This is a genomic window from Halorubrum sp. B52 (genome assembly GCF_059752555.1).
Genome location: NZ_MWTG01000012.1, coordinates 77760 through 96077, shown reverse-complemented (window position 1 = coordinate 96077; position 18318 = coordinate 77760). Strand labels below are relative to the sequence as shown.

Here is an 18318-nt window from a genome sequence, read left to right as displayed (position 1 = left end):
GGTGGACGACGGTCACTCTGCCGACGGGGCCGTCCGATCGCGGAGCGTCTCTATTTCGCTTTCGAGCCCCTCGGCCGACGGCGTCCCGACAAACCGCGAATCGACGCGCCCGTCGAGAGTAAACAGCAATGTCGGCGCTGCACTCGTGTCGAACTCCCGGTCTAGGAGCCGAGGGCAATCCGGACCGTACACCGCGAGCAAGAGCAGGTCGCCCGGTGGGTCGGCGCCGAACAGGTCGTCGAAGTCTGCCTTGATCGTCTCGCACGGCGGGCAGTCCTCGCGCCAGGCGTAGACGACACAGCGGTCGTGAAGCCGGACGAGCCGCACGAGGTCCTCGCCGTCGACGGGGAGGAAGGCCGCCGGTGCGCCGTCCGAGCGAGGCATACCGCTTTCGAGCTGTCCGATCACGACCGTGAGCGTGAGCGCCTGCGCCGCCGAGAGGTCGGCGGCCCGATTTCGGAGCGCGACGTATCGCGCGAAGAAGTCGAGATCGGAGACGTCCGCCGCCGCGAACGTATCCGCGACATCGGGGTCGTCGGTCAGCTCCGCGACGGCCGCGGACCGCTCGTCGGCGTCGCGGTCGGTCAGCGTCCGCCGGTGGCGGTCGACCGCCGCCCGGAACGATTCGGTCGGGCGTAACTCGTCATCACCGGTCGCCTCGAACACGTCGCGTTCGATGAGTCGGTCGACGGCGTCGGTCGCAGACATACCGTTATCTGCCATCTCGAATATATAAAGGATCCCCCGTCAGGCCGGAAGTACCGACGTGACGGTGGCCGCCGTCGCGAGGAGGTCGGCGTCGTGGAACGCCGGACCAACCAATTGGAGGCCGACCGGCAGCCCCGAGGCGGTACCGTTCGGCACCGTTACCGCGGGGAGACGGGTGACGTTCGCCGCCCGCGTGTTGCGCGCGTAATCGTACGCCCAGTCGTCGGCGCCGTCGACCGGCGGCGCCACGTCCGGCATCGTCGGCAGGAGGAGGGCGTCGACACCGTCGAGTGCCGCCTCGAACGCCTCGCGGAGCCGCTCTCTGGCGGTCTGGGCTCGGACGTACGGCCGGCCGTCGTGGGCCTCGACGACCCGCGCGCCGGCGAGCAGCTTGCTCGTGTAGAAATCGCTCAGCTCGCCGCTGGCCGCGGCGCGGGCGCGGGCGAAGCCGGTCTGGAGCGTCTCGTCGACGCCGCCGCGGCGGTACGGAGCGGCGCCGTCTCGCCAGTGGGTGGCGAGCTCGACGAAACTCAGAGCGTTCTTGATCGGACGGGCGTCGTGGAAGGTATCGACTGAGACCGACCGGACCGTCACGCCCGCGTCGTCGAGGGCGTCGACGGCGGCCTCGGTGCGCCTCTCGACGCGGTCCGCGACGCCCTCGCCAGTCCCCTCGTCGAGAACGCCGATCCGGAGATTCGGGGGATCGGATGACGAGGCGACCGCGTCGCGGTAGCCTCCGACGCGGTACCCCGACCGCCCGGCCGCAGCCAGGCTCGCCGGGTCGGTGTCGTCGGCGCCCGCCATCGCCCCGAGAAGTGCCGCCGCGTCGGCGACGGTATCGGTGAGCGTCCCGACGTGGTCTTGGGTGTAGGTGTTCTCGATGACACCGGTCAGCGGCACGAGCCCGTAGGTCGGCTTGTAGCCGACGACGCCACAGAACGACGCGGGGATGCGCACGGAGCCACCGGTGTCGGTACCGAGCGCGGCGTCGACGCTACCGGCCGCGACCGCCGCCGCGCTCCCGCCGGAGGAGCCGCCGGCCGTCCGTTCGTCGTCGTGGGGGTTGGTGATCGGCGCCCCGTGGCCGGTCGTTCCGCGGGCGCTCCCCGCGAACTCGTCGCAGGCGGTCTTGGCGGTGATCGACGCGCCGGCCGCGCGAAGCCGGTCGACGACGGTCGCGTCGCGGGCGGGGACGAACCCTCGCATAGTCGCCGAGCCACAGCGCATCGGGACGCCGGCGACGGCGATCACGTCTTTCACTCCGACGCGAGTGCCGTCGAGGGACCCCTTCGATGACGGGGGTACCGAGCAGCCGACCGCGACCGCACCGTGGGGATTCTCGGCCGGGTCCGTCCAGGTTCGCGCGCCGGGATCGGCGCCCGTTGGCGACGGCGCGTCGCCGCCGACGGGTATCTCCTCGAGCGCGTCGAGATCCGCGAGCATCGCGTTGACCGTCTCGGTGATGCTGGCCGCGCGATCATCGTCGACGTCGATCTCAAACTCCTCGCCGAGCGCCACCAGTTCGTCCGGGGTGAGTTTTCGCATGGCTACGCCTCAAAGGGTCGTTGTAAGTCAGTACCGGTGCGTTGTTGTCCCGTCAGTCGCATGTTGGGGGAGGGTACGGCGGTCTTTGATAACGGAAGGGACTTGGTTACGTCAAAAAACCGGAGGAGTCCTACGGATCGAGACCCAGTTCTTCGATGCAGGGGAAGTCCTCGGCCGAAGGCACCTCGCCTTGTGGCCACAGCGGGTCGAGGTTGGCGTCCGGCGGGTAGTGGAGGTTGTCGTTACCGTCCCAGCCCCAGCCGGCGTCTTCGAGCATCTGCCGGGCCACGTCCGGGCTGCCCTGTGGCGACTCGGCCCACCCGGACAGCATGTCCTCGGGCGGGTACATCGGGTGGTTCTTCGAGATGTACGTCGGGTACATCTCGGGTTCGACCTCGCCGGCCAGCGCCACGCCGATCATCTGCTGGCGGTTCATCGAGGCGTCGACCGCCTTGCGGAACTCGGGGAACTTACACGGCGCCGTGTGGCAGACGTACTGGAGGTTGTAAGACGTGTGCGTGGCCGCGAACTCCGCTTGGGCGTTGTCGATCTCGTTGTTGACGCGCTCCGCGTTCGGCGGCGATATCTCCGGTGTGATCATACACTCGCCGGCCTCGAGGGCGGTGATCATCGTCTCCTCGTTACGGTAGGCCTCGAAGATGATCGGCTGGCTTGCCTCGTAGGTCGGATGGCCGTCGTGCGGTTCTGTGACTACCCGCGTCCCGCGCTGGAGTTCGGTCACCTCGAGGGGTCCCGAAGAGACGATGGGCATCTCGAACTGGGCGCCACCCGGGTTCTCGACCGCACCCGCCTCCTCGAAGGACTGCTTGTGGAGGATACCCCACCGCATCAGCGTCGTACGCGCGAAGGGGATGTACGGCTCCGTGAAGGTAAAGCGGACCGTCTGCTCGTCGGGAGTCTCGATGGTGTCGTACGGAACCGGCGCCGCGCCCGGGTACGCGCCGGCCTCGCCGCCGCGCTGGATCTGCTCAAACGTGAACTTCACGTCCTCGGACGTGATGGGATCGCCGTTGGTGAACGTCGCGTCGTCGAACAGCTCGACGACGATCTCTTGGGAGTCGACGACCTCGACCGAGCCGAGCAGCTCCGTGAGCTCGAAGTTCTCGTTGTACTTGTGGATCGGCGAGTGGATCATGTGCTGCCACATCGCCTCCGGCATCGAGGCGGAGTGGGTCAGCCAGTTCGACGTCTCGGTGGCGATCGGGTTGATCGCCACCACCATGTCATCGCCGTTCGTGGTCTGGGACTTGAACGCCCACTCGGCGTTCGAGCGGGCGATCCCGCCGTTGCCGATGCCACCCATCTCGACCATGTCCGTTCGGTAGGCGCCGATGTTGGCGACCGGTGCGAGGTTGCCGATGGCACAGTCCTCGGACAGGCGGGCGATGGCCTCGTGCATGCCCTGCTGGCGCTCCTCGGACGTCTCGGCGGTCGTCTGTTCGAGGAGCAGCTCGGTGTACTCGCAGTCGGCGTAGTTGGAGTAGTTGCTCTGCCCGTTGGCGCCGGCCCAGTCCAAGCGCATGTTGTTCAGGAGCTCCTGCGGGTCGAGACGATCGGCTGCGGGCACCCACCACGTAAAGGAGATGTTGTTGTCACGGTTCTCGTCGTTGGCCATCTGGGAGAGCTGTGTCGTGATGCTCACCGGGACGACCTCCATCCCGACGCCGAGTTCCTCGACGCTGCTCGAGATGATCGGCGCCATCTGCTCCTGTGTGGTCGTGAATCCGCCGTAGTCCGACCAGTACTCCATCTGCAGCGTCGAGACTCGTTCGCCGAGGTCGCCACCGGAGCCGCCACCGCTCCCCGACTGGTCTCCACAGCCGGCCAGTCCGGTCGCGCCTGCAACCCCGATCGCCTTCAATACCGAGCGGCGGTCCACGCCGCTGCCACTCGATTCATTCTCGCATGACATACACTCACAAGCAAACGCGACCGGTATAACTCTATCGCCGATGCGAGTGGGGTTGTTAATATGAGATATATATTATACTTATTCCTCGGCCAAAAAATAGCGTGGGCGGGTGCGTCACCCCTCGACGCGGATGCGCGGATCGATCACGCCGTACAGCAGGTCGATCAGGAAGTTCGAGGTGATGACGAAGGCCGCGACGAGGAAGAACACGAACTGGACTGTCGGGTAGTCGCGGCCGAGCACCGCTTCGACGAGCGTGAATCCGATTCCCGGCCAGTTGAAGACGGTCTCGATCAGCACGAGACCGCCGAGCGCCCTGGCCAGCGAGACCGGGTAGATGGTGATCACCGGGAGGCTGGCGTGCTTGGCGACGTGGCCGAGCCGCTTCCGGAGCGGCAGGCCGGTCAGGCGGTGGTACTCGGTGTAGTCCTGCTCCATCACCTCGACGACGCTCGTCCGCATGATCAGCGAGGGGATGAACAGATACCGGCAGACGACGGCCACGAACGGCAGGACGTAGTGGATACCGAAGTCGGGGGTGACGTACGGTCCCCACCACGTCCCCGCGTCGCTACCGCCCGCCGACAGCATCCCCGACGTCGGGAAGATGTTGAGCCAGCTCGCGAAGACGACGATCAGGACGATGGAGATGAAGAAGGCCGGGAACGATCCCGCACCGATGACCGGGATGAGACCGAGTTTCTCGAGGCGGCTGCCCCGCTTGCTCCCGGCGATGGTCCCGATCAGCGCCCCGAGGATGTAAGTGAACGTCATCGCGGGCGCGACGAGGATGAACGTGTTGAAGATCCGCATCTTGACGAACTCCCAGACGGGGATGCGGTAGACCGGCGACTCGCCGAGGTCGCCCTGCGCGAGGTTGGTGATGTACCGCCAGTACTGGACGTGGAGGGGCTGGTCGAGTCCCCACTTGGCGCGCAGCGCCGCGAGCGCCTGCTCGTTGGCGCCCGCCACCGCCATCTGGGCGGTGAAGTCGCCGGGCATCGACCGGAACATCACGAACAGGGCGGTGAGCACCAGCCACAGCGTGAAGACGGTCTGGATGCTGCGGACGGCGACGTAGCGTTTCATCGACGACACGGGACACTCACCTCCGGACGCGAACCGCCGTCGTCGTGGGTCGTTCGGCCGGGTCGTGCGCTCCGTGATCGGTGGTCGTCGAGTACGACCGCCCGGTGTCGGGGTCGGGAGTCAGTCTGTCGTGATTGCATGGTCTTCCGTGTGCCGTTGGTCGTGGTCGTAGTACTGGTGGCAGGCGACGTGCCAGCCGGACTCGTCCTCGATGGAGTCGGGAGTGAGTTCACAGACGCTCTCGAAGCGCTCGCGTAAGCGGTCGATGGCGGCGTCCGGCTTACCGGCCGCGATGTCGTCGAGCGCCGCGTCGACCGTCGCCGCGTTCTCGTCAGACAGATCGGCCGAGAAGTGCTCGTCGTCGATAGCGGCGGTGAACGCGTCCGTATCGCCCGGGTCGTTGAGGCTCTCCCGGATGCGGTCGAGGGGGAGTTCGTCTCGTTCGAGCGCCTCGCGAAACGCCATCACCTCCCGGTACGCCGACTGATCGATGTCGAGCCCGTCGGGAGGGATCACTTCCGGGCATCGGTCGCGGAACCGGCAACCCTCCCCCAGATCGATCGGGTCGCGTGGCGCGCCGGACATCTCCGTCCGCGGCCGGTCGTAGTGGGGGTCCGGCACCGGAATCGCGGAGACGAGCGCCTTCGTGTAGGGGTGTTTGGGATCGTCGAGGAGTCTATCGGTGGCCGCCGACTCGACGATCCGCCCCAGATACATCACGTTCACCACCTCCGAGATGTACGACACCGTCGAGAGGTCGTGTGAGATGTAGATCATCGACGCGTCGTAGTCGTCGATGAGCCCCTTCAGCATCCGCAGGACTGACGCCTGTGTCGACACGTCGAGCATCGACACCGGTTCGTCCGCGAGGATGATGTCGGGTTCGAGCACCAGCGCACGGCCGATGGCGACGCGCTGTTTCTCGCCGCCGCTCAGGTTCATCGGCTTGCGGCGCAGGTACTTCTCCGGCGGCCGGAGTTCGACGTCCTCGAGCACCTCCCGGACCCGCTCGTCCCGGTTACCGATTCCGTGAATCTCCAGCGGCTCCTTCAGCGACTCTTCGACGGTCATCTTCGGGTCCAGCGAGTTGAACGGATCCTGGAAGATCACCTGAACGTTGCTCCGGTACTCCTTCCAGTCGCTCTTGTCGAACGACGACATCGGCGTTCCCTTGTACACCACGTCGCCGCCGGTGATGTCGTGGAGACCGATAAGCGTCAACAGTAGCGTCGTCTTGCCACAGCCGCTCTCGCCGATGACGGCGATGGAGTCGTTCCGTTCAAGCGTGAACGAGACGCCGTCGACGGCCTGAATCTTCGACGGCTCCTGTCGCATGAGGACGTCGAAGATGTTCGTGTTCTCCTCGAAGTGCTTCTCCAGTCGGTTGATTTCCAGCAGTGGTGGTTCGGTCGTCATCTCAGTCGTCCCCCTGTTCCGGCGCCGCCGGATCGGCTGTGCCGTGTTCCTCGTACAGTTCGTACGCCTCGTCGGAGCGGAAACACGACGCGGCGTGGGTGGCGTCGTCGTCGCCGACGGATTCGAGCGGCGGAGCGCTCTTCCGACACTCCTCGACTGCCCACGGACAGCGATCGGCGAAGCTACACGCCGACACCTCGCCGATCAGTTCGGGCGGGTAGCCCTCGATCACCTCCAGTTCCCGGTCCGGCTCGCGGATGTCCGGGAACGCCTCCTTGAACATGAAGGCGTAGGGATGCCGGGGGTTGTCGTGGACCGACTCCGCCGACCCCCGCTCGGCGATCTGACTCGCGTGCATGATCGCCACGCTGTCGCACGACTCGAAGATGACGCTGATGTCGTGGGTGATGAGCAGGAGGCTCGTCGAGGCGTCGTCTTTCATCCGATCGAGATACTTGAATATCTGGTCCTGCATGATCACGTCCAGCGCCGTCGTCGGCTCGTCGGCGATGACGAGGCTGGGCTCCAGAAACAGCGCGAGCGCGATGATCGCACGCTGTTGCATCCCGCCGGAGAACTGGTGGGGATAATCGTCGATCCGGCTCTGCTGGAGTCCGACCACGTCGAACATCTCCTTGAGCTTCTCGCGGATCTCCTCGTTGGAGAGGTCGGTGTGGACCTGGCCGATCTCCAAGGCCTGTTCGCTCACCCGCTGAAGCGGATCGAGGCTGTTCATCGAGCTCTGAGGGATCCAAGAGATCTCCTTCCACCGGAGCTTCTCGTTGAGCTGTGCGTCGCTGAAGTCCTGGATCTCCTCGCCGCGATACCGGACCGTCCCGCCGTCGACGAAGCCGTTGTCGTCGAGCCCGCCGATGATCGCCTTGGCGGTCGTGCTCTTACCGGAGCCGGACTCGCCGGCGAGGCCGAAGAACTCGCCCTCGTCGATGCTGAAGGACGCATCGGACACCGCGGTGATGTCGCCGCCGTCCGTCTCGTACCGGATCGTGAGGTCCTCGACCTCGAGTAGTGTGTCGGACATGATTACGCGGCTACCGTGTCGGCTTCGATCGACTCTCCGTCGGCCGTGATGAGATCCTCGTATCCCCGTCCGAACATGAACGTCGAGAGCACCGTGATACCGATCAGGAGCCCCGGTGTCAGCGACCACCACCACGCCTCGGACATGTACCCGGAGTTGAACGCGTTCCGGATCATGACCCCCCACGACGGGGTGAACGGCGACGCGACGCCGAGGAAGGTGAGGCTGGCCTGGAGCATGATGGCGTAGCCGACGCCAAGCGCCAGGAAGAAGATGGCCATCGGTGCCACGTTCGGGAGGATGTGTTTGATGATGATCCGACGCCTGCTCGCGCCCGTCGCCTTGGCGACCTTGATGAACGGGTACTGCTTGATCTGCAGGGTCTGGGCGCGGATCACCCGAGCCCCGCCCCGCCACAGGATCAAGCCGATGACGAGAATCGAGGACAGGAATCCGACCCCGAGAAAGGTGATCATCACGATGCCAAAGGGGATGAGCGGCACGCCGTACGCGAAGTCGGTGAAACGCATCAGGATCGTTTCGGTGCGCCCGCCGACGTAGCCGGCGGTGATTCCAATCGTGGTCCCGATGGTGAGGATCAGCCCGCCACCGAGAACTCCCGTGATCACGGTCGGACGGGCGCCGACCAGAAGCCGCGAGAGCACGTCGTAGCCCGCAAATGTCGTCCCGAGGGGGTGTGCGAGCGAGGGCGGCTCGGCGCTCAGCACCTCGCCGCTCTGGCTGTAGTGTGTCACCTCGATGCCGTAGGGGGCGATCATCGGCCCGACGACGCCGAGGATCGTGATTCCGACGAGTATCCAGAAGTACGCGGCGGTCGTCCGATCGCTGAGCATCAGCCGCAATCCATCGACGAAGTTGCGGACGATGTGGTTGTCCGTTAGTGCGTCCACCAGTCCGGAGCTGGTAGACGAGAGCAAGTCACGCATTGACATACCAGCCCTAATTCGAAGGGTGGTCAAAAGTGTTGTCCTTAGTTCGGTCCCATCAATTAGGATGGTTTTCAGTCACTCGATGGCGGTGGGATGTCCGGCCCTCAGTTCCGATATATGATGGGTCTGTGAGTGGCGATGCGGGCGTCGGAACCGACCCTCGACGCGGACCGGAACGTTTTGTTCGCGGCCGCCGTGGCGGTCTACATGGTGTACGATACTATCGGTGCGTCGCCGGTCGCGTGGGCGGGGAAGCCGTATCCGGAGGTCCGTGACGCGGCCGAGCGAGACGGCTCGGTGGCGGTCGTTCCAGTCGGGAGCCTCGAACAGCACGGCCACCACCTACCGACGGCAACGGATACCATCCTTGCAGACGCGGTTGCCACGACAGCCGCCGAACGCGCCGCCGACGCGATGCCGGTGCTCGTCACGCCGCCGATATGGACCGGCCACTCCCCACACCACACCCCATTCGGTGGCACGGTGAGCCTCGACGGTGGGGACCTGCTCGACCTGCTGGAGCGCGTGGCGGAGACGGTGCTCGCCGAGGGCTTCGACGGACTCCTGCTCCTCAACGGGCACGGCGGCAACGGCGCACTCGTTTCGAGCGCGACGAGTGCGATCGGCGCCGCTCATCGGACGGCGGAGGTACTGGGGGTCACGTACTTCGATCTGGGCGCCGACCGAATCGGCGAGATACGGGACAGCGACCGCGGCGGCGCCGGCCACGCGGGCGAGGTTGAGACGTCGATGCTCGCTCACCTCCGTCCGGACCTCGTCGACTTGGACGCTGCCGAGGGGACGCCGTGGGAGTCGCCCTACGACCGGACCCGAGACGACCTCTCGCATCCGGGGCCGCTCTCGGCCTACGCCGACTTCGACGCGTACAGCGAGACGGGTGCGGTCGGCGCGCCGGAGCTGGCGACCGCCGAGAAGGGTGAACGGTTCTTCGAGGTGTTCGTCGACGAGGTCGGCGACGTGCTCGAACGGCTCCACGAGCGGGCGGGGTGAGGGCGACGACGGCCGTTCGCGAAACCGCGTTGCCGACCGGTGCCAACCGGCCGGTACGGAAGCGAGCGACAGACACGCCGACCGCGAGTGACGGCTGATCCGGGAGGAGGCGTGGTCGGGGTCGACTCACCTCACCACGAGAACGGCCAGAGACCCGACGAAGCACGTTCTCTGTCTCCCTCCGGCGTCAATAGCGGTCCCGCGACGCCGCTTCGCCGGCGCCACAACATATTAATTGAATGAAGGAGAACACCGCGGAATAGTGATTCACGACGCACCGCTGGCCACGACGATAGACGACCTGCGTCGAGACCGGGTCAGCGTCGACGAGTATCTCGATACCGTCGAGTCCCGGGTCGACGCGGTCGAACCCAATATCGAATCGCTCGTCCTTGAGGAGGATCGGTGGAGTCGACTCCGGGCGGCTGCAGCAGACCTCCAATCCCGGTTCCCGGAGCCCTCGACCCGACCGCCACTGTACGGTGTTCCCATCGGTGTGAAGGATATCTTCCACGTCGACGGACTTCCGACTCGGGCGGGGTCGGACGTCCCGCCCGAGGCGTTGGCCGGCGAGGAGTCGACGGCAGTGCGGACCCTCCGCGAGGCGGGAGCGCTGGTTCTCGGCAAGACGGTCACGGCCGAGTTCGCTTACTTCGAACCCGGTCCTACCCGAAACCCGCACGATCCGGCCCATACTCCCGGCGGGTCGTCGAGCGGATCGGCGGCGGCCGTCGCGGCCGGGCTCTGTCCGTTCGCGTTCGGCACGCAGACTATCGGGTCGGTGACCCGTCCGGCGGCGTTCTGTGGTATCGTCGGGGTGAAGCCGAGTTTCGGTCGGATTTCCACCGACGGCGTGATTCCCTGTACGCCCTCGGTTGACCATATCGGGTTCTTCACGCAGGACACCGCGGGCGCTGCGGTCGGCGCGGCACTGCTCTGTGACGAGTGGCGACCGCTGCCAGCACCGCGTGACCGCCCGACGCTCGGCGTCCCCGAGGGACCCTACCTTCGGCAGGCGAGCGATCTCGGACTGAAATCTTTCGAGGAACACGTTTCGCGGCTCGAACGCGCGGGATACGACGTTGAGCGGATCGACGCATTCGAGGACATCGACGGCATTAATTCCCGGCACAATCGCCTCGTTGCCGCAGAATTCGCACTCACTCACGAGGAGTGGTATGGGGAGTATCCGGGGGGGTACGCCGACACCTCGGTCGAACTCCTCCGAGAGGGACGTGAGGTGTCGACCGCCGATGTCGCCGCCGCCCGTCGGAGTCGCCGCCGACTCCGTGCGGCGCTACACGACCGGATGCACGATGCAGGGATCGACCTCTGGATCTCGCCGTCGGCTCCCGGCCCGGCCCCTGAGGGAATCGATGCCACGGGCGACCCCGTCATGAACCTTCCGTGGACGCACGCCGGACTGCCGACCGTCGGCCTCCCGGCTGGGACGACCGACGACGGTTTACCGCTCGGCCTCCAGTGTGCCGCGCCGTTCGGCGACGACGAGAGCCTGCTCGCGTGGGCACACGATATCGCCGACAGCCTATAGACGATCTCCACTAGAACGGCGGTACACCTCGACAGACGGGGTCGACGTGGCCGCCAAAACGGTCGCGGGACGAGCGATTTACTGAGAGAGGTAGAGACTACACCGATCGGACCCTTCGATACGTATCACGCGGGGTCTGGTCTCGAAGAACCTCGCCCCCTTTCGGCCCGGGTTCGTTCAACCGTTCGAACACGCTCCGGTGTCCGGCCGGAACTCCTCGGCGAGCCACACCGTGGGCCCGGCGCTCTTCCCGGATGAGTATGGCCGAGGGGTCACTAGATCAGACAACGCTGGGGTGAGCGATCACTCACTGGGACCCGTTGATGACAATCACTAGGATCCGTTGATGATCACGTGGTTTTCACTGTGACGCAGGGGAATCGCTGTGAGATGGCTCTGTGCCACGTGCGAGAACGTCCCGGGGCACTACTCCGGGGCGGATCAATCAGCAACTGAGGTCTACCTAACCCCAAATTATGGAGGCGCGCTAACCGGGCTCAAACCACAGGTAGAATCGGCTTTGAGTTACTTCAGGTCGTCTAGTCTCGGATCTACTCGACCCCATTGATGTTCAGTGCCATTTCGAACCCTATTCTCTTCTCGAAGTGCCACTCGACCCCAATCACTAACGTGAATTCCGATTCGGTTCTTTTCGAATCGACAGACGGCGGCGACCGTCGTCACGGAGCGTGACGAAATCACCCCCCAAAATGAACCCGAAATATCGGCGATCTCGACGCTGTCGGGTGGTTTGCTATGTATCCACGGGAAGAGGTTGTGTGACGGGCGCGACGGGATTTGAACCCGCGGCATCTTGGTCCGGAACCAAGTGCTCTGTCCGCTGAGCTACGCGCCCTCACGACCGGATATCCGCGGCGCGCGTTTAACGCTTCTGACTCGGGGCGTCGGGACCGCTCGACGGCGGCCACCCGTCTTCGCTCGGATCCGCACCGACACCGTCTCCGCCCCCGAGATCCGTCTACCGCTCGAACTCGTCGCGTGTCTCCTCGTTGGTCCCGCAGTCGGCTCACGTGACCTCGGCGACCACTGCCGGCGTTACCGCTCGTGAGTCTCCGGTCGCTGCCTCGCCGTCTCCAGATCCGGCCGTTAATTATCTCGGTTGATATTCACAGCGTGGAGATTTATACCCGTCCGTCCGTAGCGTGGACAGAACCAACGTGACCCTTCGTCCCAGCGATCGACCGTCCGCCCCGCGGAGCGGCTCCGCTCGTGACGACGAGCGACGGCCCCCGGCGAAGCGCCGGTCGACCACCGACGGGGGGTCGAGTTTCGATTCGGCGGCCGACGTCACTCCCGAGGCGGCGGACCGGGCGGCCGCGGTCGACCGCGGCTCGGACCGCTTCGTCGCGGCGGTCGCCGTCGACGGCGAGGTGCTGTTCGCGGGCCCGTCGGTGCCCGCGGTGCTCGGCGTCGAGCGCGAGGCGCTCCTCGGCGACGACCTGCTGGAGCACGTCCACCCGAACGACCGCGATCCCGTCTCCGACGCGCTCTCCGCGGTCGCGACCCACCGGACCGTCACCCACCGGCTCCGCCACGCGAGCGGCGGCTTCGTCTGGGTCGAGTCCGTCGTCGACGAGGAGCTCGCGCCGGAGTTCGGGGGCCGCGTCGTCACCGCGCGCCGCGTCGACGTCGATCGCGCCTTCCCGGAGCGGTTCCGCCAGTTCCTCGAGTACGGTACCGACCTCGTCACCGTCGTCGACGCGGACGGGCGGGTCCGATACGAGAGCCCGTCCGTCGAGGAGGTGCTCGGCTACGAGCAGGGGTCGACGGTCGGCCGGTCGCCGCTCGGGTACGTCCACCCGGACGACCGCGAGCGCGTGACGGAGCGGTTCTACCGCGCCCTCGACGACCCGGAGGCGGCGCCGACCCTGGAGTACCGGTACCGCACCGCCGACGGCGACTGGGTCTGGCTAGAGTCGCGGACGCGCTCGCTGCCCGACGACGCCGCGGTCGGGACGCTCCTCATCAACTCCCGGGACGTGAGCGAGCGCAAGGCGCGCGAGCGCCGGCTCACCGACCGCAACGAGCGGCTCGACCGGTTCGCCGGCATCGTCTCGCACGACCTCCGGAACCCCCTGTCCGTGATCCGCGGGTCGATGGAGATGGCGCGGCTGAAAGAGGACACCGACCCGCTGGAGCGGGGCGAGCGCGCGGCCGACCGGATCGACCAGCTCGTCTCCGAGCTGCTGACGCTCGCCCGGCAGGGGTCGGGGATCGACGAGCCGACCGAGTTCGACCTCGCGGGGGTCGTCCGCGAGGCGTGGGCGACGGCCGGCAGCGACGACGCGACCCTCGTCGTCGGCGCCGACGCCCGGGTCCGCGGCGACCGCGGGCGCCTGCGGCAGGCGCTGGAGAACCTCTTCCGCAACGCGGTCGAACACGCCTGCGAGGCCGACGCCGACCTCACGGTCGTCGTGAGCGCGACCGGCGAGGGGGTCGTCATCGCCGACGACGGCTCCGGGATCGCCCCCGACCACCGCGAGGACGTCTTCGACCCCGGCTTCACGACCAGCGCCGACGGGACGGGATACGGTCTCGACATCGTCCGCGAGGTCGTCGAGTCCCACGGCTGGTCGATCGAGCTCCGTCCGGAAGCAAGCGCGCTCGACCTCCCGCCTCGCGTGTCGCGGCCGGACGGCGCCTGCTTCGTCGTCGAGGCGCCCGGTCCGGACGCGGTCGCGGCGACGGAGCCGTGGATCGACGGCTGACCGCCTCCGGAGCGTTCGGGGCGCACCCGCGTCGCACCGCCGCACCGCCGCCCCGTCGCGTTTATTCCTCCCGCCTCCTAACCCCGCCCGTGACCCCCGTCGACGCCGCGATCCGCCGGGTCGAGCGCGCGGACCTGCTCGGAGTGGTGCGGATCGAGCGGGCGTGCTTCTCGGACCCGTGGCCGTACGACGCCTTCGAGCGGCTGCTCGACGAGCCCGCGTTCCTCGTCGCCGAGCGCACCGGCGGGGTCGTCGGCTACGTCGTCGCGGACTCGACGCCGAACCACGGCCGCGACATCGGCCACGTCAAGGACCTCGCGGTCCACCCGGACGCGCGGGGGGAAGGGCTCGGCCGCGGGCTGCTCCGGTCGGCGCTCGCCCGACTCCGTGGCGTCGGCGTCGCGGTCGTGCGCCTGGAGGTCCGCGAGAGCAACGCGGTCGCCCGGTCGCTGTACGCGGACGAGGGGTTCGAGCCGGTCCGTCGCGTCACCAACTACTACCGGGACGGGGAGGACGCGATCGTGCTCGTCGTCGACCTCGCCGAGTGGGCGTCGGGGGACTGACCGCTCGGCGGGGGACTGACCGCTCGGCGACGGTCGCTCCGCCGCGAGGGGTCGCTTTTGACTGCCGCTCCGGTTTTGATCGGGGTTCCGCTTTTGACAACTCTTAGTGCTCGGGGCGCAAACCGTACGGTATGAGTTCGGTTCCCGAGCGAGCGGAGATCGACGAGGCGTACAAGTGGGACCTCCAGGGCGTCTACGAGGACGACGAGACGTGGGAGGCGGCCTACGAGACGGTCGCCGACCGTATCGACGAGCTGCGCGACTACGAGGGGCGCGTCGCCGAGGACGCCGCGACCCTGCTGGAGCTGCTCGAGCTCCGCGAGGAGATCTTCCGGGAGCTCCAGCAGGTGACGACGTACGCCCGCCTCCGCAGCGCCGAGGACACGCGGAACCAGGAGTACCAGGCGATGTCGGCGCGGGCGTCCTCGCTCAGCTCCGAGGCGTCGAGCGCGGTCTCGTATCTCGAGCCCGAGCTGCAGTCGCTCAGCGAGTCGGCGGTCGCGGAGTTCCTCGAGCGCGAGCCCGCGCTGGAGACGTACGAGCACTACCTCGACGACGTGTTGCGGATGAAAGAACACACGCGCTCGGCGGAGGTCGAGGAGGTGCTCGCCGACCTCTCGGAGGTCACCGACGCCCCGAGCGAGATCTACTCGATGCTGACGAACGCCGACATGACTTACGGCGTCGTCGAGGACCCCGACGGCGAGGAGGTGGAGATCACGCAGTCGAACTTCACGAAGCTCCAGACGAACCCGGATCGCGACTTCCGCCGCCGCGTCCACGAGACGTTCTACGAGCAGTGGGCGGACGTCCGCAACGCGGTCGGCACCGCGCTCGAGAAGGCGGTCCGCGAGCACGCGACGAGCGCCGAGATCCGCGGCTACGACAGCGCCCGCGCGGCCGCGCTCGACGGCTCGAACGTCCCCGTTGAGGTGTACGACACCCTCGTCGACACCGTCGACGACAACCTCGACGTGCTCCACCGCCACGCCGAGCTGAAGGAGCTGGCCCTCGGCGTCGACCGACTCGAGAGCCACGACCTCTACATGTCGCTGACGGGCGACCAGGGTCCCGACGTCGAGTACGACCAGGCGGTCGAGTGGGTGATCGAGGCGGTCGCGCCGCTCGGCGAGGCGTACCAAGAGCGGATGGCCGAGGGGCTCGACTCGCGGTGGGTCGACGTGTACGAGAACCGCGGGAAGCGCTCCGGCGCGTTCTCCTCCGGGACCTACGACACGCAGCCGTACATCATGATGAACTACCAGGACGACATCGCCTCGATGTTCACGCTGGCCCACGAGCTCGGCCACTCGATGCACTCCGAGCTCGCGGGCGACGCGCAGCCGTGGCACGACGCGAGCTACGAGATCTTCGTCGCGGAGATCGCCTCCACGGTCAACGAGACGCTGCTCACCCATCACCTGCTCGACACCGTCGAGGACGACGAGTTGCGGACGCACGTGCTCGACGAGTACCTCGAGCGCTTCCGCTCGACCCTCTTCCGGCAGACGATGTTCGCGACGTTCGAGCAGCGGATCCACGAGCGCGTGGAGGCCGGCGACGCGCTCACCCCCGACGCCTTCGACGAGATCTACGCCGACCTGAAGGGCGACTACTACGCGCCCGCCGACCTGACCGGCGGCGTCGAGCGCGAGTGGGAGCGGATCCCGCACTTCTACTACAACTTCTACGTCTACCAGTACGCGACCGGCATCTCCGCGGCCGCCGCGATCGTCGAGCGCGTCCTCGACGAGGGCGAGCCCGCCGCCGCCGACTACCGCGAGATGCTGCAGGCCGGCGGCTCCGACTACCCCCTGAACGTCGTCGAGCTCGCGGGCATCGACATGGCGTCGCCGGCCCCGATCGAGGCCGCCGTCGGGATCTACGACGACTACCTCGACGAGATCGCGACGCTGCTCGACCTGGAGTAACCCGCTCGCGCGGGTCGACGCTACAGGGACTTCGTCATACAGGCGGCCGAGGCGGGGCAGAGCTCGTCGAACTCCGTCGTTCGTCGGATCGCCTCCGGAGCGGCGTCCCGATCGATCTCCGCGTACTCCCGGTCGGCGAAGAAGTCGGCCGCGGTCGTGGTCAGCAGATACAGCGCGTCGACGCCGCCGGACGCGGCCCTCGCTTCCACCGCCGCGCAGAGCGCCGTTCCGTACCCTCGGTCGCGTTCGTCCTCCTCGACGACGACCGACCGGAGGAGGCCGTCGCTCCCGTAGCGCTCGACGCCCGCGACGCCGACGCGCTCGGCTCCGTCGTAGCCGACGTAGAAGCAGTCGGGCTTCGACCGCACGTCCCGCGACGGCAACCCGTTCGCCTCGAGTCGCTCCTCGACGTACGAGAGGTCGGCCGCGTCCGCTCGGCGGAGGCGTACCGATGCTCCGTCCATATCTCGGATCACGGGCCGAATCCCCTAATAGCCTCACCAGGGTACGGCGCGGGTTTGGGCGACTGCGGATTCGAAGGCGGTCTCGGTCGGTCGCGTTCCCCGCTCGGATCCGGCGGTCGCCCGCCGGATCGTTCCCCCTCCTCGCCCGCTTCCCGGCACCGATTTACCGCTCGCCCGCCACCCACGGACCATGGACGAACGCGTACGCGAGCACGCCGCGGTGCTCGTCGACTGGAGCGCGCGGGTCGAGGCCGGGGACGACGTCGTCGTCAGCGTCGCCGAGGACGCCCACGACCTCGGGGTCGCCGTCGCCGAGGCGCTCGGCGAGCGCGGGGCGACCGTCACGACGCTGTACGGCTCCGACGAGCTCTCCCGGGCGTATCTGAAGGGCGCCGAAGCGAGGGCAGCCGAAGACCCCGACGCGATCCCCGACTTCGACGACGACCCGGCGGTCGACCGCGCGATCTTCGAGGCCGCCGACGCCTACCTCCGGATCGGGGGCGGCCGCAACACCACCGCAACCGCAGACGTGGCGCGCGAGACGCGACAGGCGTACGCGAAGGCGCGGAAGGGGGTCCGGGAGGCCCGGATGGACACCGACTGGGTGTCGACGGTCCACCCCACCCGGAGCCTCGCCCAGCAGGCCGGGATGGCGTACGAGGAGTACCGCGACTTCGTCTACGACGCGGTCCTCCGCGACTGGGAGGCGCTCGCGGCGGAGATGTCGGAGATGAAGGCCATTCTCGACGCGGGCGAGGAGGTCCGGATCGTCACCGAGCGCGACGACGCGCCCGATACCGACGTGACGATGTCGGTCGCGGGCCGCACCGCGGTCAACTCCGCCGCCTCCGTGGCGTACGACTCCCACAACCTCCCGAGCGGTGAGGTGTTCACCGCCCCGTACGACACCGAGGGGGAGGCGTTCTTCGACGTGCCGATGACGATCGACGCGACCCGCGTCCGGGACGTGCACCTCGTCTTCGAGGCGGGCGAGGTCGTCGACTTCGCGGCCGAGACCGGCGAGGAGGCGCTCGCGGGCGTGCTCGACACCGACGCGGGCGCCCGGCGGCTCGGCGAGCTCGGGATCGGGATGAACCGCGGGATCGACCGGTTCACCGACTCGATCCTCTTCGACGAGAAGATGGGCGACACGGTCCACATGGCGGTCGGCCGCGCCTACGACGCCTGCCTCCCCGAGGGCGAGTCGGGCAACGATAGCGCGGTCCACGTCGACATGATAAGCGACGTGAGCGAGCGCTCTCGGATGGAGGTAGACGGCGAGGTCGTCCAGCGGGACGGGACGTTCCGGTGGGAGGAGGAATTCGAGGGCTGATCGGGAGGAATCTCCGACAGCGATACGGTATTTAAATAATCGCAGGCGGTGCGGT

General features: G+C 67.4%; 14 protein-coding genes and 1 tRNA gene. 6 read left to right on the top strand and 9 right to left on the bottom strand.

From position 1 onward, the window contains the following. Positions 1 to 12: 12 nt before the first annotated feature. The 7 genes from B4V04_RS16240 to B4V04_RS16210 all read right to left on the bottom strand — a co-directional run bounded on the left by B4V04_RS16240 (position 13) and on the right by B4V04_RS16210 (position 8683). A complete protein-coding gene (locus tag B4V04_RS16240) occupies positions 13 to 708 on the bottom strand; it encodes a thioredoxin family protein (protein WP_498232748.1) in 696 nt (231 codons plus the stop codon). Between the two features lie 39 nt (positions 709 to 747). Continuing rightward, positions 748 to 2253 carry an amidase family protein gene (locus tag B4V04_RS16235; RefSeq protein ID WP_498232747.1) on the bottom strand — a complete coding sequence of 502 codons (1506 nt, stop codon included), beginning with the start codon at positions 2251 to 2253 and terminating at the stop codon, positions 748 to 750. Positions 2254 to 2383: 130 nt separating this feature from the next. Next, positions 2384 to 4186, bottom strand: a complete 1803-nt coding sequence (locus B4V04_RS16230) for an ABC transporter substrate-binding protein (RefSeq protein ID WP_498232746.1) — start codon at positions 4184 to 4186, stop codon at positions 2384 to 2386. Between the two features lie 114 nt (positions 4187 to 4300). Then, a complete protein-coding gene (locus tag B4V04_RS16225) occupies positions 4301 to 5275 on the bottom strand; it encodes an ABC transporter permease (protein ID WP_144798242.1) in 975 nt (324 codons plus the stop codon). Positions 5276 to 5395: 120 nt separating this feature from the next. Further along, positions 5396 to 6691 (bottom strand): oligopeptide/dipeptide ABC transporter ATP-binding protein, encoded by a 1296-nt coding sequence (locus B4V04_RS16220; RefSeq protein ID WP_498232745.1) that lies wholly within the window; start codon positions 6689 to 6691, stop codon positions 5396 to 5398. Position 6692: 1 nt separating this feature from the next. Then, complete coding sequence (locus B4V04_RS16215; protein WP_498232744.1) at positions 6693 to 7730, bottom strand: ABC transporter ATP-binding protein; 1038 nt, start codon at positions 7728 to 7730, stop codon at positions 6693 to 6695. A gap of 2 nt (positions 7731 to 7732) precedes the next feature. Further along, the gene (locus tag B4V04_RS16210; RefSeq protein ID WP_144798239.1) at positions 7733 to 8683 is read right to left on the bottom strand and encodes an ABC transporter permease; all 951 of its coding nucleotides are present in this window, start codon (positions 8681 to 8683) and stop codon (positions 7733 to 7735) included. Positions 8684 to 8887: 204 nt separating this feature from the next. Between B4V04_RS16210 and B4V04_RS16205 the strand changes: the two genes are divergently transcribed. Beyond that, positions 8888 to 9691, top strand: coding sequence for a creatininase family protein (locus tag B4V04_RS16205; RefSeq protein WP_498232743.1), 804 nt, complete (start codon positions 8888 to 8890; stop codon positions 9689 to 9691). Between the two features lie 262 nt (positions 9692 to 9953). Beyond that, on the top strand, positions 9954 to 11243 hold the full coding sequence (locus B4V04_RS16200; protein ID WP_498232742.1) for an amidase: 1290 nt from the start codon (positions 9954 to 9956) through the stop codon (positions 11241 to 11243). 783 nt (positions 11244 to 12026) lie between these two features. Here the strand turns inward: B4V04_RS16200 and B4V04_RS16195 are convergent. Continuing rightward, positions 12027 to 12099: transfer RNA gene (locus tag B4V04_RS16195), tRNA-Arg, on the bottom strand. Positions 12100 to 12421: 322 nt separating this feature from the next. Between B4V04_RS16195 and B4V04_RS16190 the strand changes: the two genes are divergently transcribed. The 3 genes from B4V04_RS16190 (at position 12422) to pepF (ending at position 16466) form a co-directional block, all read left to right on the top strand. Continuing rightward, positions 12422 to 13972 (top strand): PAS domain-containing protein, encoded by a 1551-nt coding sequence (locus B4V04_RS16190; protein WP_498232828.1) that lies wholly within the window; start codon positions 12422 to 12424, stop codon positions 13970 to 13972. Between the two features lie 89 nt (positions 13973 to 14061). Continuing rightward, positions 14062 to 14535, top strand: a complete 474-nt coding sequence (rimI, locus tag B4V04_RS16185) for a ribosomal protein S18-alanine N-acetyltransferase (protein WP_498232741.1) — start codon at positions 14062 to 14064, stop codon at positions 14533 to 14535. Between the two features lie 131 nt (positions 14536 to 14666). Beyond that, positions 14667 to 16466, top strand: a complete 1800-nt coding sequence (pepF, locus tag B4V04_RS16180; RefSeq protein ID WP_498232740.1) for an oligoendopeptidase F — start codon at positions 14667 to 14669, stop codon at positions 16464 to 16466. Positions 16467 to 16486: 20 nt separating this feature from the next. Here pepF and arsN2 read toward each other — a convergent pair whose 3' ends face one another. Beyond that, positions 16487 to 16930 (bottom strand): arsenic resistance N-acetyltransferase ArsN2, encoded by a 444-nt coding sequence (gene arsN2 / locus B4V04_RS16175; protein WP_498232739.1) that lies wholly within the window; start codon positions 16928 to 16930, stop codon positions 16487 to 16489. A gap of 190 nt (positions 16931 to 17120) precedes the next feature. On the opposite strand from arsN2, the gene B4V04_RS16170 reads away from it, so the two are divergent. Next, a complete protein-coding gene (locus B4V04_RS16170; RefSeq protein WP_498232738.1) occupies positions 17121 to 18263 on the top strand; it encodes an aminopeptidase in 1143 nt (380 codons plus the stop codon). Positions 18264 to 18318: the final 55 nt, after the last annotated feature.